22 protein-coding genes are annotated in these 24731 nt (G+C 39.5%); 14 read left to right on the top strand and 8 right to left on the bottom strand.

Features of this window, described 5'->3' with window-relative positions:
• Positions 1 to 305: 305 nt before the first annotated feature.
• The 3 genes from ruvB to pdxH form a co-directional block, all read right to left on the bottom strand.
• Complete coding sequence (gene ruvB, locus BM107_RS01620) at positions 306 to 1328, bottom strand: Holliday junction branch migration DNA helicase RuvB (RefSeq protein ID WP_090979571.1); 1023 nt, start codon at positions 1326 to 1328, stop codon at positions 306 to 308.
• A gap of 31 nt (positions 1329 to 1359) precedes the next feature.
• Positions 1360 to 2253, bottom strand: a complete 894-nt coding sequence (locus tag BM107_RS01615; RefSeq protein WP_090979568.1) for a 3-hydroxyacyl-CoA dehydrogenase family protein — start codon at positions 2251 to 2253, stop codon at positions 1360 to 1362.
• A gap of 89 nt (positions 2254 to 2342) precedes the next feature.
• Complete coding sequence (gene pdxH / locus BM107_RS01610; RefSeq protein ID WP_090979566.1) at positions 2343 to 2993, bottom strand: pyridoxamine 5'-phosphate oxidase; 651 nt, start codon at positions 2991 to 2993, stop codon at positions 2343 to 2345.
• A 46-nt stretch (positions 2994 to 3039) separates the two neighbouring features.
• Between pdxH and BM107_RS01605 the strand changes: the two genes are divergently transcribed.
• Positions 3040 to 3603 carry a YqgE/AlgH family protein gene (locus BM107_RS01605; protein WP_090979976.1) on the top strand — a complete coding sequence of 188 codons (564 nt, stop codon included), beginning with the start codon at positions 3040 to 3042 and terminating at the stop codon, positions 3601 to 3603.
• A 68-nt stretch (positions 3604 to 3671) separates the two neighbouring features.
• Here BM107_RS01605 and purE read toward each other — a convergent pair whose 3' ends face one another.
• A complete protein-coding gene (gene purE, locus BM107_RS01600) occupies positions 3672 to 4172 on the bottom strand; it encodes a 5-(carboxyamino)imidazole ribonucleotide mutase (RefSeq protein ID WP_090979564.1) in 501 nt (166 codons plus the stop codon).
• A gap of 69 nt (positions 4173 to 4241) precedes the next feature.
• A complete protein-coding gene (locus tag BM107_RS01595; RefSeq protein ID WP_090979562.1) occupies positions 4242 to 5381 on the bottom strand; it encodes a 5-(carboxyamino)imidazole ribonucleotide synthase in 1140 nt (379 codons plus the stop codon).
• Between the two features lie 54 nt (positions 5382 to 5435).
• Here BM107_RS01595 and BM107_RS01590 point away from each other — a divergent pair, with 54 nt between their 5' ends.
• From BM107_RS01590 to BM107_RS01580, 3 genes are all read left to right on the top strand, one after another.
• The gene (locus tag BM107_RS01590) at positions 5436 to 6626 is read left to right on the top strand and encodes a BaiN/RdsA family NAD(P)/FAD-dependent oxidoreductase (RefSeq protein ID WP_090979559.1); all 1191 of its coding nucleotides are present in this window, start codon (positions 5436 to 5438) and stop codon (positions 6624 to 6626) included.
• 235 nt (positions 6627 to 6861) lie between these two features.
• Positions 6862 to 7104: a DUF433 domain-containing protein gene (locus tag BM107_RS01585; protein WP_090979557.1), complete on the top strand. Its 243-nt coding sequence runs from the start codon at positions 6862 to 6864 to the stop codon at positions 7102 to 7104.
• Positions 7088 to 7414: a DUF5615 family PIN-like protein gene (locus BM107_RS01580; protein ID WP_090979555.1), complete on the top strand. Its 327-nt coding sequence runs from the start codon at positions 7088 to 7090 to the stop codon at positions 7412 to 7414. The genes BM107_RS01585 and BM107_RS01580 overlap by 17 nt, the downstream gene beginning before the upstream one ends.
• Here the strand turns inward: BM107_RS01580 and BM107_RS01575 are convergent.
• Positions 7405 to 8121, bottom strand: coding sequence for a hypothetical protein (locus tag BM107_RS01575; RefSeq protein ID WP_134203630.1), 717 nt, complete (start codon positions 8119 to 8121; stop codon positions 7405 to 7407). The genes BM107_RS01580 and BM107_RS01575 overlap by 10 nt on opposite strands.
• Before the next feature lie 206 nt (positions 8122 to 8327).
• Between BM107_RS01575 and BM107_RS01570 the strand changes: the two genes are divergently transcribed.
• Positions 8328 to 10538 (top strand): B12-binding domain-containing radical SAM protein, encoded by a 2211-nt coding sequence (locus BM107_RS01570; RefSeq protein ID WP_090979551.1) that lies wholly within the window; start codon positions 8328 to 8330, stop codon positions 10536 to 10538.
• A 304-nt stretch (positions 10539 to 10842) separates the two neighbouring features.
• Here the strand turns inward: BM107_RS01570 and BM107_RS24450 are convergent, their stop codons facing one another.
• Together BM107_RS24450 and BM107_RS01560 are read right to left on the bottom strand one after the other, a co-directional pair.
• The gene (locus tag BM107_RS24450; RefSeq protein ID WP_134203629.1) at positions 10843 to 11106 is read right to left on the bottom strand and encodes a hypothetical protein; all 264 of its coding nucleotides are present in this window, start codon (positions 11104 to 11106) and stop codon (positions 10843 to 10845) included.
• 144 nt (positions 11107 to 11250) lie between these two features.
• Positions 11251 to 14478, bottom strand: a complete 3228-nt coding sequence (locus tag BM107_RS01560) for an amidohydrolase family protein (RefSeq protein ID WP_244278695.1) — start codon at positions 14476 to 14478, stop codon at positions 11251 to 11253.
• A gap of 364 nt (positions 14479 to 14842) precedes the next feature.
• Between BM107_RS01560 and BM107_RS01555 the strand changes: the two genes are divergently transcribed.
• The 9 genes from BM107_RS01555 to rplT all read left to right on the top strand — a co-directional run bounded on the left by BM107_RS01555 (position 14843) and on the right by rplT (position 24709).
• Positions 14843 to 16741 carry a RecQ family ATP-dependent DNA helicase gene (locus BM107_RS01555; protein ID WP_090979547.1) on the top strand — a complete coding sequence of 633 codons (1899 nt, stop codon included), beginning with the start codon at positions 14843 to 14845 and terminating at the stop codon, positions 16739 to 16741.
• A 138-nt stretch (positions 16742 to 16879) separates the two neighbouring features.
• On the top strand, positions 16880 to 18187 hold the full coding sequence (locus BM107_RS01550; RefSeq protein WP_090979546.1) for an MFS transporter: 1308 nt from the start codon (positions 16880 to 16882) through the stop codon (positions 18185 to 18187).
• Positions 18188 to 18211: 24 nt separating this feature from the next.
• Positions 18212 to 18949: a (Fe-S)-binding protein gene (locus BM107_RS01545; protein WP_090979544.1), complete on the top strand. Its 738-nt coding sequence runs from the start codon at positions 18212 to 18214 to the stop codon at positions 18947 to 18949.
• A 355-nt stretch (positions 18950 to 19304) separates the two neighbouring features.
• The gene (locus BM107_RS01540; RefSeq protein WP_090979542.1) at positions 19305 to 20204 is read left to right on the top strand and encodes a hypothetical protein; all 900 of its coding nucleotides are present in this window, start codon (positions 19305 to 19307) and stop codon (positions 20202 to 20204) included.
• 134 nt (positions 20205 to 20338) lie between these two features.
• Positions 20339 to 21430 carry an acyltransferase family protein gene (locus BM107_RS01535; protein WP_090979540.1) on the top strand — a complete coding sequence of 364 codons (1092 nt, stop codon included), beginning with the start codon at positions 20339 to 20341 and terminating at the stop codon, positions 21428 to 21430.
• A gap of 118 nt (positions 21431 to 21548) precedes the next feature.
• Positions 21549 to 23474 carry a threonine--tRNA ligase gene (gene thrS, locus BM107_RS01530; RefSeq protein ID WP_090979538.1) on the top strand — a complete coding sequence of 642 codons (1926 nt, stop codon included), beginning with the start codon at positions 21549 to 21551 and terminating at the stop codon, positions 23472 to 23474.
• 17 nt (positions 23475 to 23491) lie between these two features.
• A complete protein-coding gene (gene infC, locus BM107_RS01525) occupies positions 23492 to 24061 on the top strand; it encodes a translation initiation factor IF-3 (protein WP_051691975.1) in 570 nt (189 codons plus the stop codon).
• A 29-nt stretch (positions 24062 to 24090) separates the two neighbouring features.
• Positions 24091 to 24291: a 50S ribosomal protein L35 gene (gene rpmI, locus BM107_RS01520; protein ID WP_010600880.1), complete on the top strand. Its 201-nt coding sequence runs from the start codon at positions 24091 to 24093 to the stop codon at positions 24289 to 24291.
• Positions 24292 to 24364: 73 nt separating this feature from the next.
• Positions 24365 to 24709, top strand: coding sequence for a 50S ribosomal protein L20 (gene rplT, locus BM107_RS01515; RefSeq protein WP_025144714.1), 345 nt, complete (start codon positions 24365 to 24367; stop codon positions 24707 to 24709).
• Positions 24710 to 24731: the final 22 nt, after the last annotated feature.

Genomic DNA, 24731 nt, shown 5'->3' with positions numbered 1-24731 from the left:
TTTGTTTTTTTTTAAAACAGCTCGGTGTTTACCGAATGTAAATTATCATGCCCAATTGAGTGAATAAAGCGATGTTTATTGTAAAAGATATTGCTTCTTTCTATTTATTCCGTTCAATACACGTCTGATGGAAATGGTAATGAGTGGTACCAAGCCCTTAAGATCAAGCCTGCGCTGGAATGGCAGTTAATTTTATTTACGGTCTGCACCTCAACCGTAGCAGTGAGGTTTTGAGGTCAGTCAATAGACTTTTTCATTCGGTTGGACGTTAGTTTATTTGGCAATTTTGACGCAACCAACGTTTCCTAAAACAACTTTCCGGTTTGTCCAGGAAAATTTTTCTTTAAATGTTTGTATGCAGCCTCGGTAACTTCTCGTCCACGTGATGTACGCATGATATAGCCTTCCTGAATTAAAAATGGTTCATAAACCTCTTCAATAGTACCTTCATCTTCTCCAACGGCAGTGGCAATGGTCTTTAAGCCCACCGGACCGCCTTTAAATTTATCAATAATTGTAACCAGAATCTTATTATCCATTTCATCCAGACCATGTTCATCTACGTTCAATGCGTCTAATGCATAACGGGCGATTTCGGTGTCGATAGTTCCATTACCTTTAATCTGTGCAAAATCTCTGGTTCTGCGTAATAAGGCATTGGCTATACGGGGCGTACCGCGGCTGCGTCTGGCAATTTCATAGGCACCTTCATCGCTGATGGGTGTTTTTAATATCTCGGAGGAGCGGAGTACAATTGTCGTGAGTAATTTAGCGTCATAGTAAGCCAAACGGGCATTAATTCCGAAACGGGCTCTCAGCGGTGCTGTTAACAAGCCGGAGCGTGTGGTTGCACCCACTAATGTAAAAGGATTAAGTGATATCTGTACTGAACGGGCATTAGGACCAGTTTCGAGCATGATATCGATTTTGAAATCTTCCATGGCTGAGTATAGATACTCTTCAACCAAAGGGGATAAACGGTGGATTTCATCAATAAAAAGAATATCACCTTCATCCAGCCCGGTTAATAAGCCAGCCAAATCGCCGGGTTTATCCAATACAGGGCCTGATGTTACTTTGATCCCGGTTGCCATTTCGTTGGCGATGATATGAGAAAGTGTGGTTTTACCTAATCCCGGAGGACCATGCAGAAGCACATGGTCTAAAGCTTCGCCACGGAGTTTAGCTGCCTGAACAAAAATTTTCAGGTTTTCCATCACTTTTTCTTGTCCTGTAAAATCTTCAAATGCCTGCGGCCTTAAAACCCTTTCAATATCGCGATCGGTAGGGGTTAAGTGGCTTGCTTCAGGGTCCAGATGCTCATTCATGCAGCAAATATAAAATTAAATGCTAAAAAATTTAGGATTTTTTAAATTTATCAGAAACAATGAGATCTTTTGATCCTGAAACGTGTTGATAAAAGCCTTCACCGGTTTTAGCCCCTTTTTTTCCCGCTGCCACCATGTTTACCAGTAACGGGCAAGGTGCATATTTCGGGTTTCCGAAACCATCGTTTAATACTTTTAATATCGCCAGGCAAACATCAAGGCCAATAAAATCGGCTAACTGCAAGGGGCCCATCGGGTGTGCCATTCCAAGTTTCATTACGGTATCAATTTCGTGGACACCCGCCACACCTTCGTATAGCGTATAGATTGCCTCGTTAATCATGGGCATTAAAATTCGGTTGGCCACAAAGCCCGGATAATCATTTACCTCCACAGGAACCTTTTCCAGACGCTGAGACAGCTGCATAATGGTGCTGGTTGTTTCATCGCTTGTGGCATAACCTCTTATTACTTCTACTAACTTCATCACCGGCACGGGATTCATAAAGTGCATTCCGATTACCTGATCACCTCTGCCGGTTACGGCAGCAATTTGAGTAATCGATATAGACGAAGTATTGGAAGCCAGAATGGCATGTGCAGGCGCATATTCATCTAAATCCCTAAAGATCTTCAGCTTTAAGTCAATGTTTTCTGTAGCGGCTTCAACAATTAAATCGCAATTTTGAACCCCATCTTTTATTGAGGTATAAGTAGTGATATTATCCAATGAAGCTGATTTCTGCTCGTTTGTTAAGGTTCCTTTGGCAACCTGTCTGTCAAGGTTCTTGGTGATGGTCTGCATGGCCTTATCCAACGCAGACTGGCTGATGTCAACCAGGTTGACCTTGTAATTAAATTGTGCAAAGGTATGGGCAATGCCATTTCCCATAGTTCCGGATCCGATAACTGCGATTTGTTTCATTCTTTAATGATTAAACGGAAATTACTAATAAACGATTTGGTAGAAAAGATTTGTTGCAAAACCAATCTATATTAATTTTATAAAAAAGGTTATGGTGCCAACCTGGTTTTTGTCCAGCTTCCTTTTACCAGTTCAAAGTTTATCCTATCGTGCAACCGACTTCTTCGGCCTTGCCAAAACTCTATTCTGGTCGGTTTTACAATATAACCGCCCCAATGTGCCGGTTTAACAATGCCCTTTTCGGTACTTTTAGCTTTCAGTTCTTCAACTTTTTCTTCCAGAAATGCCCTGTTTGGAATAATCTGGCTTTGCGGCGAAACTACCGCACCAATCTGACTGGCAACCGGTCTGGTATTAAAATAGGCTTCCGAGGTTTCTTTATCCAGTTTTTCTACGGTACCTTCAATTCTCACCTGTCTTTCCAATTCGGGCCAGAAAAACACTAATGCAGCATAAGGATTGCGTTTTAGCTCTTTTCCTTTGGCACTGAGGTAATTGGTGAAAAACCGAAAGCCGTCTTTATCAACACCTTTAAGTAAAACAATGCGGGCATCGGGCCTGCCAGCTTTATCTGCAGTGGCCAAAGTCATTACATTAGGTTCGTATATCTGAGCATCAACCGCGTGTTGAAACCAGTTTTGAAACTGAACAATCGGATCTGGATCAACGTCAGATTCATCTAGTGAAGCGCTTTTGTAATCTTGGCGCAGGTTTTGTAGAAATTCATTTGTAACTTGCATTTAACAAAAATAGGCATCTTTTACGGTGTAACAAATGATTATCATCATGCTGAACAATATAAAACCAAAAACCGGTCGCTTGCTCATATCAGAACCCTTTATGGCCGATCCCAATTTTAAAAGATCTGTTGTGTTATTAACAGAACATGGCGAGGATGGCACTGTAGGTTATATTCTTAATCAGGTAGGCAATCTGGTATTGAATGATGTAATTCCCGATTTATGGGATGCCAAAAATTATATTTATTTCGGCGGTCCTGTTGCAGAAGATACCTTACATTTTATCCACAGGTGTTATGACAGGTTACAAAGTGGCGAACCAATCGGAAACGGTTTATACTGGGGTGGAAATTTTGAAACACTTAAGATCCTGATCAATACCAATGCGATACAGCAGGACGAAGTCAAATTTTTTATGGGATATTCGGGCTGGGATGATGGTCAGCTTGATCGTGAAATACAGCAAAATGCCTGGATGGTAAGTGATAGCTTTAACCCTGATCTGATTTTTAGTAATGATGACGAAAAACTTTGGCGCGATGTGATTGTGAACCTGGGACCAAAGTATGCGCATATCAGTAATTTTCCGGTAGATCCGAGTTTGAACTAGTTTGGAGTTTAGTGTTTAGAGTTTTGAGTGAATGCCGTTGCTCCAAACTCCCAACTTGTCACTCCAAACTAAATGCTATCAGCGCTTTCCTCCACCTTTTTTCTCAACTCATCTTTATAAGCCTGCATTTTAACCGTTAAAGATTCATCAGCGGTAGCTAAAATCTGAGATGCCAGCAGGCCCGCATTTTTAGCTGCATTTAAAGCTACTGTGGCTACCGGAATACCGTTAGGCATTTGTAAGATAGATAAAATACTATCCCAACCATCAATAGAGTTTGATGATTTTACCGGGACACCGATTACGGGCAAGGTGGTGATCGAAGCTACCATTCCGGGTAAATGGGCAGCGCCACCAGCGCCTGCAATAATAACCTTTAAGCCACGGCCCTGAGCTTCTTTAGCATAATTGAACATACGTTCTGGTGTTCTATGTGCAGAAACTACCGTAATTTCGTAATTGATTCCAAATTCTTTTAGTACATCAGCAGCATCCTGCATCACCGGCAGGTCTGATTTGCTTCCCATAATAATCCCTACTAATGCTGAATTTGAATTTCCTTGACTCATATCTGTTTTTATTTCTTCTAAATTTATTTCTTTATCCTGCTTTTTGCTCCAATTCGGCGAGGTAGGGGCTTAAGCAATTACCTTTAGTGTTTTTTGTACAAACCTTGCTTTTTCAATCGCTTTTTCCCTGTCGATATCAACAATGGTAACATGGCCCATCTTGCGGAAAGGTTTCGTGTACTTTTTGCCGTATAGGTGAACATAAACACCATCTATGGCGAGTACTTTTTCCAGGTTTTCATATTGAGCCACACCTTCAAAACCTTTTTCTCCAAGCAGATTGATCATAATGGCATTGGTAATGCTGCTGGTATCGCCAAGCGGCAAATTATAAATGGAGCGTAAATGTTGTTCGAACTGAGAAACGTAATTGCCTTCAATAGTTTGATGACCGCTATTATGCGGGCGGGGAGCAACCTCATTCACCAGTAACTCACCGTCTTTACATACAAACATTTCCACCGCTAAAATACCGGTAATATTCATTGCTGAAGCTATATTCTTAGCGATGTTTTCGGCCTTTTGTTGTAAACTTTCAGCAAAAGTGGATGGTGAGATGAGAAACTCAACCAGATTGGCTTCCGGATTAAATTCCATTTCCACCATTGGGAATGTCTTTACATCGCCATTGGCGTTACGTGCCACAATTACGGCTACTTCTTTTTCAAAATCAACCAGTTTTTCAACAATGCAGGGTGCATCAAAAGCTTTTTCCAGATCGGCGGCACCGTTGATTTTCATCACCCCTTTACCGTCGTAACCATCCTTGCGCAGTTTTAATATATATGGAAAAGGAATATTGCAGTTTTCCATATCTTCCTTTGTATTTACAATCTGAAAAGGAGAGGTCGGGATATCGTTCTCTTTGAAAAACTGTTTCTGTACTCCTTTATCCTGGATTAAACGAATTACCCTTGATTGCGGAAATACTTTTTTGCCTTCCTTCTCGAGCTGCTCAAGTGCATCAATATTTACCTTTTCAATTTCAATGGTGATGATGTCAGCTTTCTTGCCAAAATTATAAACGGTGTCAAAATCTGTGATGGAGCCATTTTCGAAATAATTGGAAATGTGTTTACAGGGAGCATCAGGATCCGGGTCTAAAACTAATGTGGTTACATTATAGTTTATGGCTTGTTGAATGAGCATTCTGCCCAGTTGCCCGCCACCTAAAATACCTAATTTTAATTCGCTAATCTGTTTTGCCATGCGCTTGAAAATAATGCTACTTTTGTGCAAAAGTAACCATAATAAATTTTATAGATGAATGCTGATGCAATAATTATTGGGGCAGGTGCGTGTGGACTGATGTGCGCAGTGCAGGCAGGCTATCTGGGCAAGAGAGTTATTGTGCTGGAGAAAAATGAAAAACCTGGCGCAAAAATTCTAATTTCAGGAGGTGGCCGCTGTAATTATACCAACCAATTCGCATCAGCAGAGCAATTTATATCGGCCAACCCGCACTTTGTAAAATCTGCTTTTACCCAGTGGACGGTTGACGATACCATTAGCTTTTTTGAAACTTACGGCATTGATGGAAAAGAAAAAACTTTAGGGCAATTATTCCCGGATCATAAAAATGCCAAAGATGTGGTACAGGTTTTTACGGCTATTTGTGAAGACTTTGGACAGGAAATCAGGTGCAGTGCTGATGTAAAAGAAATTGAAATTTTACCTGATGGCTTTAGGGTTAATTATGAAAGGAATGGTAAAACGGTTACACTAAGTGCGGCGAAACTGGTCATTGCCACCGGTGGATTACCGATCCCGAAAATGGGGGCTACTGATTTTGCTTTACGCTTTGCCAGAAAACACAACTTAAAAATTGTTGAAACTGCACCGGCCCTGGTTCCTTTAACCATTACCGGAAAAGACGAAGAGTGGTTTGCACAACTTTCGGGCAATGCCGTTTTTTGTGAAGTGAGCAACGACGAAATATCATTTGAAGAGAATATTCTTTTTACGCACTGGGGACTGAGTGGTCCGGCTATTTTGCAGATCTCTTCATTTTGGAGAAGAGGCGAGACGGTTAATTTAAATTTGCTGCCACGTCAAAATATAGTTTCTTTATTAGATGTAGAAAGAAAAACAAACGGTAAAACCTTAGTGTCTACATTGCTAAACCGGATTTATACCAGGAAATTTACGGATGCGTTGGGTAAGTTTTTACCTTTGAATAAACCCGTTGCTGCACTAACCAAAGGGGAAATTGATTTAATAGAACAAACCATCCACCATTTTAAGGTAAAGCCTGCAGGAGATAAAGGTTATGATAAGGCTGAGGTAATGCGTGGCGGAATCGATACGAACGAAATTTCTTCTAAAACTTTGGAATGCAAAAAAATCCCAAACCTGTTTTTCGGTGGCGAGTGTTTGGATGTAACCGGTTGGCTTGGCGGCTATAACTTTCAATGGGCCTGGGCCAGTGGTTTTGTAATTGCGCAGAATATTTAACGGTTATTAAACCTATCAGGTTTTTGAAACCTGATAGGTTTGTAAGGGTGCTCAATATTTTTTCGAAAATGAGCGTCGTGATACCTTGGTTATTGCAGCTCTGCTATTCCCGTAATTCCTCACTACACTCCGGGTTTTCTATCCTATCAATTTTATTTAATAAAAAACAGTGCCTTTGGCGAAAACGGAAAAGTTATTAGATTATGCCATTACAATTTAGTAAATTTGATATACTATGGAATCATTAAAAAATATCATTTCAGCCAATACTGATGTTTTAGGCGGTTTGCCTGTTTTTACGGGTACGAGAGTTCCTGTTGAAACCTTATTTTTTCATATAGAGAAGGGAATTACCATTGATGAATTTTTAGAAGACTTTCCAAGTGTGTCTAAGATTCAAGTGGTTAGTGTGTTAGAAGTTGCAAATAAGTTGTTAACTTCTGATCATATAGATAAAATATATGAGATTGCTTCTTGATGAAAATCTTCCTAAAAGATTAAAAGAACATTTTCCCGAGTATGAAATTTATACCGTTAGGGATATGGGGTGGAATGGCGTTAAGAATGGTGAATTGCTAAAACTAATGATCGCAAATGATTTTCATATACTGATTACGTTCGATAAGAATTTGCAGTTTCAGCAAAATTTCGCAAAGTATACACTGCCGATCATTGTTTTAAATGCATTAGACAATACCTATTTAACGCTAAAAGAACTTGTTCCTCAGGTTTTGTCATTGCTAAAATCCAATCTAAAAGCTGGCTCTAATATTATTACTTACAAATAAACATTCGGCATAATTTCCCATGCCCATGGCTTTTTAAATGTCCTGAAAGTCCTTAACTGTGAAAAATATAAAACCTCGCTGGTTTTCCGGTTTGCAATATCTCTTCTGTGCAGGTTCCCAACAGTGGTAAATAATTCCCGGGTTCTAAAATCATAAACTCTTTCGGTCATGTCTCCGGTGTTCTGATTAAAATAAAGGTTAATCGCGCTGGTTAAAAACCAATCTCTATTTTCAAATTTAAAGGTATAGCCTAATTCCCAGCGCCACTCAGAACCACCCTGGAAACGGAGGTAAAGTTGTTGATCTTTGACCGCAATTTGCTGTAGAGGATCTCCTAATTTACCACCTTCTTCTGAACGTAAAATAAAATCGTTGTTTTGTATAGATAAAGTCAGTGCTCCAGTTGACTGATCTTTGAAAAATATGGCCAGTATCCTGGGTTTCTGTGTTTCCTTTATAATCGAACTATTGTTATCGCCGTATGCCCGTGTTTCGTTGATTGTCTTATTGTATTCAAAGATTACCGCTAAATCATCTGAACCGTCGTTGTTTAAATCGCCATGAGCCTGATTTATGGCTGTCCAGTTGACAGGCGTAACCTGTTCAATGGAAGTTCCTTGTATTTTAATTTTTGGGAATGTAAATGTTTTCTGTGCAAAGCTGATTTGCACGCACAGCATCAGGAAGTAAAGGCAAAAAATCTTCATCCAGGTGGAAAAAAGGTGTTGATGTAATTATAAAACGTGTTAATCTGGCTTTTAGTTTATTATTAAGTTTAAAGGCAATTAGTAGGTTACGCCATCACAAAAACGCGAGAAATTAATTGGAGTTCATTATTCGCTAGCGCGCTAGTCTTAAAATTACAACAATAAACTTCCGGAAATCATGTACTTTTGCAGAAAAACAATTCCTTTTGAAAACCGAAATCTTTGCCATTACGCCACCTTTTACCCAACTGAATACTCCATATCCGGCAACGGCGTATATAAAAGGTTTTTTGAACACCAAAAATATCAGTGCTACACAGGCCGATTTAGGAATTGAAGTCATTCTAGAGCTGTTTTCTAAAAAGGGACTGCAAGATTTGTTCCGTCACACTGAACGTAATGTAGATAATAAGAAACACATAAGTGACAACGCCAAACGAATCTTCGCTTTACAGGATGAATATTTAAAAACCATTGATGCCGTAATTGCGTTTTTACAGGGCAAGAACCCTACATTGGCCTTACAGATCTGCAGCGATGATTTTTTGCCACAGGCTTTCCGTTTTTTACAGTTGGAAGAATTAGATTGGGCTTTTGGGGCGATGGGTACGCAGGATAAAGCAAAACATCTGGCCACGCTTTACCTGGAAGACATATCTGATTACATTGTAGAATGCGTCGACGAAAATTTTGGTTTTAGCCGTTATGCTGAACGGCTGGGCAGAAGCGCAAATTCTTTTGACGAGTTATATAACGCGTTATCAAAGGAACCCACTTACATTGATCAGATCTTAATATCAGTTTTAAAGGATAAAATTGAAACAGTTCAGCCTAAACTATTCCTGATTTCTGTTCCTTTTCCCGGCAACCTATACAGTGCTTTTCGCTGTGCACAATGGATAAAGGCCAATCATCCCGAAATTAAAATTTCAATGGGTGGTGGTTTTCCCAATACCGAATTAAGATCGTTATCAGATGTTCGGGTTTTTGAATTTTTCGATTACATTACTTTGGATGATGGCGAGTTGCCTATCGAATTATTATATCATAATATTACGCACCCTATTCCAACAGAAGCCCACCTTTATAAAAGAACTTTTTTGCTCGAAAAGGGTGAAGTTGTTTATCGCAATGATGCTTTCAGGAACGATTATAAACAGGCTGATGTAGGCACGCCAGATTATACAGGTTTGCTTTTGGATCAATACATCTCGGTAATCGAAATTGTGAACCCGATGCACCGTATGTGGAGTGATGGACGCTGGAACAAGCTCACCATGGCCCATGGCTGTTACTGGGGCAAATGTACTTTTTGTGATATCTCACTCGATTACATTAAGGTTTATGAACCCGTTGCAGCCAGGTTAATTGTTGACCGTATTGAGGATTTATATGCTAAAACCGGACAGAATGGGTTTCATTTTGTAGACGAGGCGGCACCACCGGCATTAATGCGCGAAGTCGCTTTGGAAATTATCAGAAGGAAATTAGCGGTTACCTGGTGGACGAATATCCGGTTTGAGAAAAGTTTTACGCAGGATTTATGTTTGTTGTTAAAGGCCTCAGGCTGTATTGCGGTTTCGGGAGGATTGGAGGTCGCCTCTGATCGTTTGTTAAAACTGATTGATAAAGGCGTAACAGTAGAACAGGTAGCAAAGGTTACCCGTAATTTTACCGAAGCAGGGATTATGGTCCATGCTTATCTGATGTACGGATATCCTACGCAAACCATACAGGAAACGATAGATAGTTTAGAGATGGTGCGGCAATTGTTTGAAGCTGGAATATTACAATCAGGCTTTTGGCACCAGTTTGCCATGACGGCGCATAGCCCTGTCGGGATGTATCCTGAAAAATTCGGCGTAGTAAAAGATACTGAAGTTATCGGAACTTTTGCCAATAACGACATCAGTTATACCGATAAAACCGGGATCGATCACGATAAATTCAGTTATGGGCTAAAAAAATCGCTGTTCAATTTTATGCATGGTATCTGTTTTGATTACGAATTGCAGGATTGGTTCGATTTTAAAATCCCGAGAACAAAAATTCCTGCTAATTTTATCGAAAAGGCATTGATTGACAGTGATCAGTTTACCACTAAACCGACTGCAAAAGTAATATGGATAGGAGGAAAGCCCTTTGCTGATTATTTTACGAAATCAAAAAAAGGAAATACATGGGAAATGGCGTCGCTTACCTTTCATGGTAAAAAGGAAACTTTTGCCATTCAGACGAATAAAAAGGAAGGCGAGTGGTTAACTGCCATTTTGAATAAAATTTCGGTCTGGAATGAAAAAGTATATACTTTTCAGGAAGTTAAAGCAGATTTTGAACAGGAAATGGAGAATTTTGAACTTTTCTGGTATTCTAAACCAATCAATACATTAAGAGCATACGGTTTACTGGTATTGTAAATTGTTTAATTGTAAACTTCTTAGCATTAAATGCTGACGCTCGTTTGCCAACGAGCGTAAAATGAGGCTGTCATCAGAAATGATTTTGGAGATTTTGGCAGAATAATATTTTGAAAGGGCGACATTCCCGTGAAAACGGGAATCTTAATGAGATAGAACGGCAACTAAATAAGTCCATACAAAGCATTAAGATGCCCAGTCAAGCTGAGCATGACGACATCGCCAACTTTAATTCTATTGCTATTATTGAATTTCTCATTTCGAGACATGCACCCGTTAAAAACGAGCGCAAACATTATTCTTACTACATCTTCATTTTAAAGTGCGTCAAAAAGTAAATGATGCAAATGAGTACGATTGAATTTACGATTAAAAGCAACCACGAAATAACCGATTTTCTGTTTTTCATTACCGATATAAACGCGGTGATATAGGCCATTGCAATTAGTGCTAAAAACAGGTTTACAGTCTGAATGCCTAAAATGTAATATCCGCTGTAAGAGAATACCGCTATGCTTAAGATTAAGAATATAATTGACGCTATACTATAGAGCTTGTTCGGTTTCATATCGGTATTTATTAGTCTAATAACATATACTATGCAACTACGGTTAACAGTTCGTTTGTTATTTCTTGATCATAGATGCCCATCATCATTTGATGATGATATGCATCTTATATTATTTAATTAGATATTACAGATACTAATTGATTAATCACAATGTGGAACCGTAAAAGTCCAGGTTTCTGATTCTCCATTTGGAATAATGTAACCATTTCCTTTTGCATTCTCGAACCACAGCTTAGCTCTTAATTTTTCTCTGGTTCCTACTTCGTTTAAGGTAGCGCTATCGTAAAGCCGGCCATTAATCATCACATATTTGATTTTTTCAGAGTTCCGGATATCATCCAAAGGATTGGCATCCATAATGACCATATCTGCCAGTTTACCTACTTCTAATGAACCGATTTCTTTGTTCATGCCCAAATAGCCTGCGCCATTTAAAGTTGCCGCCCTAATGGCCTGCAGCGGACTAAAGCCCCCCTGAACCAGCATCCACAGCTCCCAGTGTGCTCCCAAACCCTGAATCTGCCCATGTGCGCCCAGGTTAACCCTGGTGCCGCCATCAGCAATTTGTTTGGTGGCCTTAGCAACCTCGATGTGGTTATAATCGCTATATTCAGAGGTGGTTCTGCGTCTTGCCCGTGCATCGATAATTGAACGTGGCGTGTAAGTCATTAGTTTTTCGTTTTCCCAAACGTTGGTCCTGTCATACCAGTAATTTTCGCCCCATTGACCACCATAAGCTACAATTAACGTAGGGGTGTAGGCTACTTCCGTGTTGTTCCAAAGGGTAGTAACATCTTTATAGACTGGCAAAACCGGTATACTGTGCTCAATGCCGGTATGTCCATCTGCAACCATATTCATGTTCGTAAAAAATGTAGAACCACCTTCGGGTACGACTTCCATTTTGAGCTGACGGGCCGCTTCCAGGATCTGTTGACGCTGCTCTCTACGTGGTTGATTATATGATTTAACTGAAAATGCACCTACCGCCTTTAAACGGCGCAGGTGAGCCAATGCATCATCCAAACTATTAATCACCACTTTAAAATCACCATCTGCACCATACAAAATAGACCCTGTAGAATAAACCCGCGGACCAACCATTCTACCAGCCTTAAGCATTTCACTCTGGCTAAAAACCATTTCGGTATTGCTTGATGGATCGTGCGAAGTGGTTACTCCAAAAGCCAGGTTGGCCATATAACTCCAGTCGCTCTGTGGCGTTATTCCATCCGGACTCGTCCTTAAGTGGGCATGAACATCAACAATGCCCGGCATGATTGTTTTGCCATTAACATCAATAGTTTTGGCATTAGCCGGGATAGTTACCACATCTGCTTTTCCTATCGCTGTAATTTTATTTCCATCTATAACGATGGTGCCGTTTTCAATCACTTCATCGCCTTTCATCGAAATAATCCTTGCTCCTTTAAATGCCAGTATCCCCCTAGGAACATCAGATTTCAATACGAGGTTAATATCAATGGCAGAAGCCTCAGTTTTGGGGGTAGCTCCGTCAAAATTGAAGGCACTATTTACGTCGATGGTAAAATACTTTGGGCCTAATGTCCAGTGCAGGTTTTTGCTGTCAGCACTCCATTGAATATAGGTTCCGCCATCTGTAGTCACTTTGGTAACAGGGATAGCCTTATTGCCTGCAGAGGCTTCCTGTGCTGTACCAATGCTAATCATCGGTGTGATATAAATATTGAATAATTCATTAAACGCCAGCCATTTATTGTCTGGACTAATCACAAACTGGTTTGCATATTGAGAAGTGAAATGAATTCTTTCATTTGCTCCGTTAAGGTCAATACTCTTTAGTGCTTTTTTCCCGTCAGCATAACTCTGGAAATAGATGCGGGTATCGGTATTGTTAAACTGCGGACGGATTCCATTATCCGAAATTAAAGTTTTGGCCCCACCATTGGCTTGCATAAGAAAAATACCTGTGCCACGGCCAAAATTATAGCCTAAAACATCGTTTCCGCTTCCTTTTCTGAAAACGATTTTATCTCCTTTAGTAGAATATTGCGGTGAGTAATAAAACCCTTTTTCATCTGTTAGCATAATGGTTTTTCCCGATTTTAGATCCGTCCGTTTTATTGCTCCACGTAGCTCGTCGCTCCAGGTAGTATAAACAACGTATTTTCCGTCAGGACTAAAGGCCGGTTCGAATTCAAAATCCAGTCCGTTGGTCAACCTTTCCGGTATTCCAGTAGGCAGTTCCTGTTTGTAAAGGTACCCTGCTGCATTAAAAACAACTGTTTTGCCATCGGGCGAGGTGGTTAACTGCCTTAACATTTTTGCCGAAAATTCATTATTGAAAACCTGCTGCTCAAAATGTAATGCTTTTTGTACGGTTTGGATCGTATTTGCCTGAAAAGGTATGGTGGTGTTGATCAAGGTACCAATTTCCGTTTTTCTGATTTTTCCTTTTGCATAAAAAACAATGCTTTTGCTATCTGGTGTCCAGGCAAAGTTTGGATAAACCCCAAAAATGGCCCATGTTTCCTGCTGATCATGCGATAAATCTTCATTTATTGGCCACTCTTCTCCTGTTTTAAGGTTCTGAACATATAAGGTAGACTTTAGCCTTACGCGTTTTACAAAAGCAATTAAATTTCCGTCAGGAGAAACCTGCGGGCGACAAGCACCGCCCTGTTCATCAATCAATGTATTTAATTTACCTGTTGTTAAATCGAGTTGACGAATGGCATAAATGGTTCCGTTAGGGTCTTTACTGTATTCGAAATTAGGTCCCGGACTCACATCTTCACTAAAGTAAACATAACGGCCATCTGGCGAAACATTTGGCTCGCCGGCATCTTGCTGACCATTTTTACGCTTCGTTAACTGCAGGCCATCACCACCATTTATGCTATACATCCACATTTCGCCTGCGCCTAGCGAACGGCTTGCTGTAAAATGCTTACGCGCAATAATATATTCGCTATTTGGCATCCAGGTGGCATTGTTCAATAACCTAAAGCTTTCTTTGGTAATTTGTTTTTTACCAGAACCATCCCGGTTCATGATCCAGATGTTATCTCCACCACTTTTGTCGCTGGTGTAAGAAATGTATTTTCCATTAGGGCTAAAGCGCGGCTGAACATCCCAGGCAATACCTCCGCTAATTAATTTGGCAACGCCACCTGTAATTGGCATTGCGTAAATATCGCCTAATAAATCAAAAACAATTTCCTGCCCGTCGGGACTTACATCCAGGTTCATCCAGGTACCTTCATCCGTATTTAAAGTGAAATTTTTGGTTGTTCCCTGGTATTTTTCAATGTCCCACTTTTTTTCCTGGGCATTAGCACTGAAAAACAATAGCGAAAGAGCGGTTAGAAAATAAAGGTGTTTCATTATATATTGGATGGTTATTTGAACAATTCGTGTGTTTTTTTTTGAAACATTTTTTAAAAATGTATCTATTTAAGCACTGCTGAAAATTTGAATGGTTTTTACACCTACATTTAAATAAAAAAACGCAGTTTAATCGTGTCGTCATGCTGAATTTATTTCAGCATCTTTCCCTCTATTCAGACCCTGAAATAAATTCATGGTGACGAAATTAAGAAAAAGGGAATAACCTGCAAACTGCGTGTCTAACATTTAATCCTTCTTATTTAGCAAAGTTAATAATCTTTCCTATAGATGATTTTTTCAATTTCCAACAATAATAGGTGGCGATTTTAGATTAAATGTATAGTTTTGATACCGCCGATTTATGACAGCAATAGAGATTTTACAAAAATATTGGGGGCACCAGGCTTTTAGGCCACTACAGGAAGAGATTATTGCTTCGGTTTTGGAGGGAAAAGATACTTTAGCGCTTTTACCAACAGGAGGTGGTAAATCAATCTGTTTTCAGGTGCCGGTATTGGTGAAGGAGGGAATCTGTATCGTGGTTTCTCCACTAATTGCCCTGATGAAAGATCAGGTAGAAAACCTGAAATCGAAAGGGATTGAGGCCATTGCCATTTATGCAGGTATGGGTAAACGCGAAATCGATATTTTGCTGGATAACTGTATTTATGGCAAGGTTAAATTCCTGTACCTTTCGCCAGAAAGATTGCTTTCAGAATTGGTTCAGGTCAGGATTTCTTACATGAATGTTAACCTCATTGCGGTTGATGAAGCACACTGTATTTCGCAATGGGGTTACGATTTTCGCCCGCCATATCTTCAGCTATCCAAACTGCGCGAAATCTTACGAGGTATCCCGGTTTTAGCGCTTACTGCAACCGCTACTGAATTTGTGCGGGAGGATATTGTAGAAAAACTGGAAATGAAAGATCCACAGGTCTTTGTAAAAAGCTTCGCCAGGGATAATTTAAGTTATGTGGTTGTTGATCATGAGGATAAATACAAAAAGCTGATCAATATCTGTAAAAATGTTAAAGGTACAGGTTTAGTGTATGTTCGCAACCGACGGGAAACTGCAGAGGTGGCCAATTTTATCAACCGGAACGGAATTAAAGCCGATTTTTACCATGCCGGACTGGAACGCGATGTACGCTTTCTGAAGCAGGAAGAATGGAAGAATAATAAAACCCGGATCATGGTGGCTACTAACGCTTTCGGTATGGGTATTGATAAAGCAGATGTTCGTTTTGTGGTGCATCTGGATTTGCCTGAAAGTTTGGAGGCTTATTACCAGGAGGCAGGCAGGGCAGGTCGTGATGAAAAAAGAAGTTACGCCGTTTTATTGGCCAATCGATCCGACATCATGGGCCTGGAGTCGCGATATTTGGATAGCTTTCCCTCGCCAGATGAAATCAGAAAAACCTATCATTATCTCGGCAACTATTTTCAACTGGCATTTGGAGCGGGTGAAGGTTTAACCTTTCCATTCGATATCGCTGATTTTTGCAAACGGTTTAATGTAAATGTTTTAAAAACAATTTCTGCACTAAAGTTTTTAGAACATGATGGCTATCTTACCTTTTCTGAAAGTGTTTTTTTACCTTCCAGGATAATGTTTATTGCCGGCCATGAGGATGTTTATCGTTTCCAGATTGAAAATAAGGCTTATGATGGAATAATAAAGACCATTTTACGCTCTTATGGAGGCGCTTTTGATGGTTTCGTTAAAATTAATGAAGCGGATTTAGCCAAGAGAACAGGTTTATCTTATAATGATATTATTGCTTTGCTGAATAAATTGCAGACCATTGAATTGCTTACCTATATCCAGCAAACAGATCAACCGCAGTTGCAGTATATTAGACCGAGGGTAGATATGGATCACTTTGATCTGGATGTAAAATACCTGGAACTGAGAAAAGAGATTTTACACAAGCAGATCAATGCGGTGGTAGCTTATGCCTCATCCAATTTGTGCAGAAGCATTCAATTGCTTAATTACTTTGACGAACATCATACCAAAAAGTGTGGTGTCTGCGATGTTTGTCTGGCTGAAAAGAAAGCCGAAAACCACCAATCTGAACGTGAAGAAATCGATTATGAGATTATTTCTTTGCTCCAACAACAAACGCTCAGCCTTGATGATTTGGTTAGTCATATTAAAAATGGCACAGAAACAGATAGAATTGATGCTATAAGAGAGTTACTGGATGCAGGGAAAATTAAAACTGATGGGAAGAAGTATTATTTGGAGATGTGAGAGGTGAGATGTGAGATGTGAGATGTGAGATGTGAGAAAAATGCCTATCAAGTTAGCAATAAAATATTAGTTTTGTAATGAACTATTTAAACTATATCCTCAAACAATCAGCGCAGTCTTCCTAGAAGCGAAAAATAAATGATAGAAAAAGACAATAAGAAAACCATACGCTCATGGGCTTTCTTCGACTGGGCAAATTCTGCCTATAATTTAGTTATTACCTCCACTATTTTTCCTGTTTACTACGTTGCCATTACCACAACCAAACTGCATGGCGACGAAGTAACTTTTTTTGGTAAAACGGTTATAAATACCGTGCTATCGAACTATGCACTTGCCGTAGCTTACTTATTAATGGTCGTATTGTTGCCGGTATTATCTTCTTATGCTGATGCAAAGGGCAAAAAGAAATTCTTCATGAAATTGTTTACCTATATCGGATCGTTCTCCTGTATGGGTTTGTTTTTCTTCAAATTAGAAACTTTAGAAGCTGGAATTATTTGCTTTGTTCTGGCCGCAATGGGTTATGTGGGCGGTGTAATGTTTAACAATGCTTATTTGCCGATAATTGCTTCAAAGGATAATCAGGATAAGGTAAGTGCTCAGGGGTTTTCATACGGCTATATTGGCAGTGTAATTTTACAGCTGGTCTGTTTCGTTTTTGTACTAAAACCTGAACTGTTTGGAATTACTGATCAGTCGTTGCCAGCTCAGATATCGTTCCTGCTGGTTGGGATATGGTGGTTTCTATTCGCCCAAATACCTTTCAAGGCATTACCGAAAGATGTTCCTAACGCAGGATACATTAACAAAGGAATCATTAAAAGCAGTTTTGGCGAATTTGCAAAGGTATGGGGCCAGTTAAAGCAAATGAAGTTTTTGAAAACCTATTTAATTGCTTTCTTCTTTTATTCAATGGGCGTGCAAACCATTATGCTCGCTGCTGCCGGTTTCGGTGCAAAGGTTTTAAAACTGGAATCGGGTAGTTTAATTGCAGTGATCTTAATCATCCAGCTTGTTGCAATTCTGGGTGCATGGTTAATGTCGATTTTAGCCAAAAAATTGGGAAATATTAATGTTTTAATGATTGTTGTACTGATTTGGATAGGTTGTTGCATTTATGGATACTCCATAACAAATCAATATCAATTTTATGCGTTGGCCGCCATTGTTGGTCTGATTATGGGCGGAATACAATCTTTATCCCGTTCCACTTACTCTAAACATATTCCGGAGCACACAACCGATACTGCTTCATTTTTTAGCTTCTACGATGCGACAGAGAAACTGGCAATTGTAATTGGTTTGTTTAGTTTTGCATTTATTGAGGGTTTAACCCATAATATGCGCCAATCCATCATTGCTTTGGCATCCTTTTTTATAGTTGGATTGGTATCTTTAGCATTCCTGAAAAAAACCGAGCGCAATGAAACCGCAAAATTGTAAGTTTGCAGACTAAAGAATTTGTTGATGAAAGTAGAATTGTTTGTTCCCTGTTTTGTAGACCAGTTATATCCCGAAACCGCTTTCAATACGTTGAGATTATTAGAAAAGTCGGGATGTAACGTAACATACAACCCGAAACAGACTTGTTGCGGCCAACCGGCCTATAACGCGGGTTATTGGGATGAAGCCAAACAGGTAGGAACTAAATTCTTGAACGATTTTTCCGAAAATACTTATATCGTTGCTCCCTCTGCATCGTGTGTGGGAATGGTAAAAGGTGGTTATAACGACCTGTTTACCAATACTATTGTTCACAATAAATGCAGGAGTTTGCAATCCAACATCTGGGAATTATCCGATTTTTTGGTTAAGGTGGCGAAAAAAGATTATTTCGGTGCCGAGCTGGAAGGGAAAGCAGTGTATCATGATTCTTGCAGTGCGTTACGCGAGTGCAAAATTAAAGACGAGCCGCGTCACTTACTTTCGAAAGTACATGGACTGGAAATGATCGAAATGGAAGATACCGATATGTGCTGTGGTTTTGGCGGGACATTTGCCGTTAAATTTGATGCCATTTCATCTGCAATGGCCGAACAGAAAGTGAACCATGCCCTGGCTCAGGGTGCTGATTATATTATATCAACGGATCTTTCTTGTCTTCTGCACCTGCAAGGTTACATTGATAAAAATAACCTGCCGATCAAAACCATGCATATTGCGGATGTGCTTTGTAATGGCTGGCTGGAGAGTACGGAATATTAACTTAAACATAGACGGTTTGATTTTCTCCATGGTCTGTGAGGACACAGACCGAGGAAAACTGTTTTAGGTTAAATAAACCTGACCGACAGCGTTATCCCGATTTAAAGAGCGATTTTAGAATAAAGTCGATTTAATCGGGATTAAGCAAAGGGCGGGACTATCGTTACCGAAAAGCTACTGCAATTGCTTTCCAAAAAATCTATTGTAAAAAATAAATTACATCTGCTTTAAATAGCTTGCGCAGGCGATATAGAGGTTGACTTTAACACAATTTAACACGTTTAAATTATAATCTAAAATATCTTTGTTAAACCTTTTTTAAGCTTTCGTATCTAATCCACAAAACTAAATCGTAATGAAAAAAATAACCTTCGCTCTACTTGGATTTTTATCAATTGTATCGGTTGCGCATGCACAAAAGAAAAAAACTTCGGGAGCTATACAGTTTGAAAACACCATAGATCCTGCAGCTATGGCTTCAGCCAATGGCATACAGTTAACTGATCAGATGAAAGCGAGGATGCCTTCATCAAGCAAAACCAATTTTGAATTATTATTTACAGCAACCAATGCCAGTTATATGCCGGTTGAAGAAACGGAAGATAGCAACGGTGCAGGTGGCGGCGGCGGCGGAATGGGCCGGATGATGATGCGTTTTGGTGGTGGCGGCGGCAATCGGGAATACTATTACAACTTTGCTGATAAAAGTTTAACTGAAGTATTCGACCTGAATGATACGACTTATTATATGCCGAGCAAGTTAACCCTATCTACTTCCGGTCCAATTTCTTCGTTCAGAACGGGCGGTGGCAACTCAAATGATACGACAAGGTCAAAAATAGCTCAGGCACCAAAAATTGAAGTGGTTAAAACGGACTCAACCAAACAGATTTTAGGTTTTACCTGTCACCAGGCAATTGTAAGGTCTACCAGAGCCATCAAAATTTTAGATATGGATAAAAATGTGGTGGAAGAAACCAAAATCTGGTACACCAACGATTTAGGTTTCGATTTTTCTCCTAATCCAAATATGTGGACAGAAGGTGCGGTATTAGCTATTGAGGGTAGAGGGAACAGCTCGATTGCCAAGAGCATTGAATATAGAAATGTAAGTGCAAAAGATGTTACTGCACCTAAAAAAGCAAAATTGATTACCCCTGAAGAATACAAAACCAAGATGGAAAATATGATGAAACGTTTTAGGCAGAACAGGCCAGCAGGTGGCGGCCAGGGAAGAGCTTTTGGAATAAATTAATTAAGAATCAAATAATATATATATCAAGCCCTGAAGTTTTTAAGCTTCGGGGCTTTTTTTGTATCATTTTTGAAGCGATTATTTGTAATGCTGACATATTTCCTATAATTGGGTTCAGATAAAAGCCTAACCAAGTGATTATAGCAGAAAATAGGGCAGAGTTGCTCCACACCAAACAACATTTTGAAATTTTGGATGGATTGAGGGGCATAGCTGCCATAGTAGTGGTCATTTTCCATTTTATGGAAATTGCCATTACCGATTATAGCAAAAATTTTATCGGTCATGGTTACCTGGCTGTTGATTTCTTTTTTTGTTTATCGGGCTTTGTCATTGCGTACGCCTACGATAACCGGGCGGCGCACATTGGTATTACGCAATTTTTTAAACTAAGACTAATCCGTTTACATCCTTTGGTGATTGTTGGTGCCGTGTTGGGCCTGCTAACCTTTTTATTTGATCCTTTTAGTGATTTTTACCCTGTTTATGGCTTCGGTAAAACAGCTTTGTTATTTTTAACCTCTGCTTTCCTCATCCCATACCCAATTATGCCAGAGCGTTACACCAATTTATTTTGTTTAAATGCACCAGCATGGTCACTGTTTTGGGAATACATCGCTAATATATTTTACATCCTGCTGCTTTATAAAATCAATAAAAAAGCATTAATAATTCTTGCTTTGGTTGGCGCGGCAGTACTTTGTTACGTAGCTGTACAATCTAAAAATCTCAGCGGTGGCTGGGGCGGACAAAATTTCTGGGACGGTGGAGCAAGGGTATTATATTCATTTTCAGCCGGTATGCTCGTTTACCGGTTTAACCTTATCATTAAAAACGAATTAGGGTTTTTGGGAATTACTGCACTATTATTGGTAGCTTTCTTATTTCCTTTTAATGATGATTATAATTGGATTAGCGAATCGATAATTGTGTTGCTCTATTTTCCATTATTGGTCTCGCTAGGTGCGGGCGCAATGTTGAGTCCGGCTTTAAGAAAGATTTGCCGGTTATCCGGCGAACTATCTTATCCACTTTATATGACGCATTATCCATTTATATGGGTTTATCTTACCTATGTAACAGTGGATAAACCTAAAGGTATGATACTTTTTGGTGTGATTCCGGTTTCGGTAATCCTGCTTGTTATTTTAGCTTACCTCATTATGCGGTTTGTTGATACACCTTTACGTAAATATTTGAAAGGTAAATTAGTAAGTGAAGCCTGAGGTGATATGGATTGAATCTTGCTTTTTGATCAATAAAACCATATCTTCGCACAAAATAGAATCACATTGTAAGTGATCTTTAAAACTTTTTTATTTAAAATTTAAATCATAGTTGTAGATGATTAACATTACTTTACCTGACGGCTCGGTCCGTCAGTACGAAAAGGGCACTTCTGCCCACCAGATTGCATTATCAATTTCTGAGGGCTTAGCCCGTAACGTGTTAGCCGCTGAGGTTAATGGCGAAGTTTGGGATTCAACTAGGCCGATTGAATCAGATTCTACAGTAAAACTGTTGACCTGGAATGATGCAGCCGGAAAATCTACTTTCTGGCATTCTTCCGCACACTTAATGGCAGAAGCGCTGGAAGCGCTTTACCCCGGCACTAAATTTGGTATCGGTCCGGCAATTGAAACCGGTTTTTATTATGATGTAGACTTTGGCGACCGCGAATTTTCTTCGGATGATTTCAAAGCCATTGAAACCAAAATGATCGAACTGGCTAAACAAAAGGAAACTTTTGTGCGCGAAAGTGTAAGCAAGGCTGATGCGGTAAAATACTTTACCAAAAAAGGCGATGAGTATAAATTGGATTTAATTGATGGCCTTGAAGATGGTAAAATTACTTTTTATACCCAGGGTTCATTTACCGATTTATGCCGTGGCCCACATATTCCCAATACTGGTTTTGTAAAAGCCGTGAAACTAATGAATGTGGCTGGTGCTTACTGGAGAGGTGATGAAACTAAAAAACAGTTAACCCGCATCTATGGGGTTACTTTTCCTAAGGCAAGCGAGCTTACCGAATATCTTTTAATGATTGAGGAAGCAAAAAAACGCGACCACCGAAAATTAGGAAAAGAGCTGGAGCTTTTTGCTTTCTCTGAAAAAGTAGGTATGGGCTTACCGCTATGGTTGCCTAAAGGAACTGCTTTACGCGAACGTTTGGTGAACTTTTTAACTAAAGCACAGGCTAAAGCAGGGTACGAGCAAGTAGTAACACCACACATTGGGCATAAAAACTTATATGTAACTTCTGGTCACTGGGAAAAATACGGTAAAGATTCTTTCCAGCCGATCAAAACTCCGCAGGAAGGAGAGGAGTTCTTCCTGAAACCGATGAACTGCCCGCACCACTGTGAAATTTACAAAACCAAACCACGTTCTTACAAAGACCTTCCGGTTCGGTTTGCAGAGTTTGGTACTGTTTACCGTTACGAACAAAGTGGTGAGTTACATGGTTTAACCCGTGTACGTGGTTTTACGCAGGATGATGCGCATTTGTTCTGTATGCCAGAGCAGGTGAAAGACGAGTTTAAAAAAGTGATCGATTTAGTGCTTTATGTATTTAAATCCTTAGGTTTTGAAAACTATACTGCACAGGTTTCTTTAAGAGATCCTGAAAACAAATCGAAATACATCGGCTCTGATGAAAACTGGAAATTATCAGAGACGGCCATTATCGAAGCTGCTGCAGAAAAAGGCTTAAACACTGTTGTAGAATATGGTGAAGCTGCGTTTTATGGTCCTAAGCTCGATTTTATGGTGAAGGATGCCTTGGGAAGAAAATGGCAATTGGGTACTATTCAGGTCGATTATAATCTACCTGAACGTTTCGAATTGGAATATACCGGTAGTGATAACCAGAAGCACAGACCGGTAATGATTCATCGTGCGCCTTTCGGTTCACTGGAGCGATTTATTGCTGTTTTGATCGAACATTGTGCCGGAAACTTTCCGTTATGGTTAAGTCCTGAACAGTTTATTATTCTTCCTATTTCAGAAAAATATGAAGAATATGCAAAAAAAGTTTTAGATGAACTAAATAATTCCGATATTCGCGGGCTGATTGACTTTCGTGATGAGAAAATCGGTCGCAAAATACGCGACGCGGAAGTTAAAAAGATCCCATACATGCTCATTATCGGCGATAAAGAGATGGCAGAAGGAAAAGTTTCTGTTCGTAAACATGGTGAGGGAGATTTAGGCGAAATGACGTTGGAAGAGTTCAACAATTTATTAAGAAAAGAAATAACAGTTTAAATTAAAATAATACAAATTTGGCATTAGGAAGACCAGGATTTAACAGGGGACCACGTCCACCTTTTAAGAAAAAAGAAGCAGAGCATAACATTAATCAGTATATAAAATCGCCTGAAGTGCGTTTAGCTGGCGATAATGTTGAACCGGGGATTTATCCTTTGGCGAAAGCTTTGGCACTTGCTGATGAACTGGAATTGGATTTGGTAGAGATTTCTCCAAACGCTGTACCGCCAGTTTGTAGAATTATTGATTATAGTAAGTTTGTTTACGAGCAAAAGAAAAAGCAGAAAGAAATTAAAGCTAATGCCAAACAAACTGTAATTAAGGAGATCCGTTTTGGGCCTAATACCAACGACCACGATTTCCAGTTTAAATTAAAACATGCAGTAAGCTTTTTAGAAAACGGTGAAAAAGTTAGGGCTTACGTGCATTTTAAAGGCAGGGCAATTGTGTACAAAGAACAAGGAGAAATTTTATTGTTAAAATTTGCCCAGGCTTTGGAAGATGTAGGGAAAGTGGAACTGTTGCCTAAATTGGAAGGTAAACGGATGTTCCTGACCGTTGCGCCTAAAGTAGCAAAAAAATAAAAACAATTTTATAAATTAAATAACAGGTTATGCCAAAAATGAAAACCAATTCCAGTGCTAAAAAGCGTTTTTCGCTTACTGGAACAGGTAAAATCAAAAGAAACAAAGCATACAAAAGTCACATCTTAACCAAGATGAGTACTAAACGTAAACGCGCGCTTGGAAATGCAGGAATTGTAACAGATGCAGATTCAGGTAACGTAAAACGTATGCTTTGCATCGGAAAGTAATTCATTAATTTCACCAGGTATCAGGCATTAAAGTTCCTTAACAGGACGCCGCTTACCAAAAAACAACAACAACATGCCACGTTCGGTAAACGCAGTAGCTTCGAGAAGAAGAAGAAAAAAGATCCTTAATTTAGCCAAAGGTTATTGGGGAGCAAGAAGTAAGGTTTATACTGTTGCTAAAAACACAGTAGAAAAAGGTTTGCAATATGCATACCGTGACCGTAAAGTTAAGAAAAGAGAATTCCGCGGATTGTGGATCCAACGTATCAACGCTGGTGCACGTCAACACGGTATTTCTTATTCTCAATTAATCGGTAAATTAGCTTCAAAAGAAATCGGTTTAAACCGTAAAGTATTGGCTGATTTAGCAATGAATCACCCAGAAGCTTTCAAAGCTGTAATTGATGCAGTAAAATAGAAATTTTCGCCTAAGCGATATT

It is taken from the genome of Pedobacter suwonensis (assembly GCF_900111825.1).
GTDB classification, from domain to species: domain Bacteria; phylum Bacteroidota; class Bacteroidia; order Sphingobacteriales; family Sphingobacteriaceae; genus Pedobacter; species Pedobacter suwonensis.
This window is presented reverse-complemented; position numbering and strand designations above follow the sequence as displayed.

Bases quoted from the DNA above. Each gene is read 5' to 3' on its own strand.
- BM107_RS01545 (WP_090979544.1), top strand. From the start codon at position 18,212: ATGAAAGTAGAATTGTTTGTTCCCTGTTTTGTAGACCAGTTATATCCC.
- BM107_RS01555 (WP_090979547.1), top strand. From the start codon at position 14,843: ATGACAGCAATAGAGATTTTACAAAAATATTGGGGGCACCAGGCTTTT.
- thrS (WP_090979538.1), top strand. From the start codon at position 21,549: ATGATTAACATTACTTTACCTGACGGCTCGGTCCGTCAGTACGAAAAG.
- BM107_RS01560 (WP_244278695.1), bottom strand. From the start codon at position 14,478: ATGAAACACCTTTATTTTCTAACCGCTCTTTCGCTATTGTTTTTCAGT.
- BM107_RS01575 (WP_134203630.1), bottom strand. From the start codon at position 8,121: ATGAAGATTTTTTGCCTTTACTTCCTGATGCTGTGCGTGCAAATCAGC.
- rpmI (WP_010600880.1), top strand. From the start codon at position 24,091: ATGCCAAAAATGAAAACCAATTCCAGTGCTAAAAAGCGTTTTTCGCTT.
- BM107_RS01615 (WP_090979568.1), bottom strand. From the start codon at position 2,253: ATGAAACAAATCGCAGTTATCGGATCCGGAACTATGGGAAATGGCATT.
- purE (WP_090979564.1), bottom strand. From the start codon at position 4,172: ATGAGTCAAGGAAATTCAAATTCAGCATTAGTAGGGATTATTATGGGA.
- BM107_RS01550 (WP_090979546.1), top strand. From the start codon at position 16,880: ATGATAGAAAAAGACAATAAGAAAACCATACGCTCATGGGCTTTCTTC.
- BM107_RS24450 (WP_134203629.1), bottom strand. From the start codon at position 11,106: ATGAAACCGAACAAGCTCTATAGTATAGCGTCAATTATATTCTTAATC.
- rplT (WP_025144714.1), top strand. From the start codon at position 24,365: ATGCCACGTTCGGTAAACGCAGTAGCTTCGAGAAGAAGAAGAAAAAAG.
- BM107_RS01595 (WP_090979562.1), bottom strand. From the start codon at position 5,381: ATGGCAAAACAGATTAGCGAATTAAAATTAGGTATTTTAGGTGGCGGG.
- BM107_RS01590 (WP_090979559.1), top strand. From the start codon at position 5,436: ATGAATGCTGATGCAATAATTATTGGGGCAGGTGCGTGTGGACTGATG.
- BM107_RS01605 (WP_090979976.1), top strand. From the start codon at position 3,040: ATGCTGAACAATATAAAACCAAAAACCGGTCGCTTGCTCATATCAGAA.
- BM107_RS01580 (WP_090979555.1), top strand. From the start codon at position 7,088: ATGAGATTGCTTCTTGATGAAAATCTTCCTAAAAGATTAAAAGAACAT.
- pdxH (WP_090979566.1), bottom strand. From the start codon at position 2,993: ATGCAAGTTACAAATGAATTTCTACAAAACCTGCGCCAAGATTACAAA.
- BM107_RS01540 (WP_090979542.1), top strand. From the start codon at position 19,305: ATGAAAAAAATAACCTTCGCTCTACTTGGATTTTTATCAATTGTATCG.
- ruvB (WP_090979571.1), bottom strand. From the start codon at position 1,328: ATGAATGAGCATCTGGACCCTGAAGCAAGCCACTTAACCCCTACCGAT.
- BM107_RS01585 (WP_090979557.1), top strand. From the start codon at position 6,862: ATGGAATCATTAAAAAATATCATTTCAGCCAATACTGATGTTTTAGGC.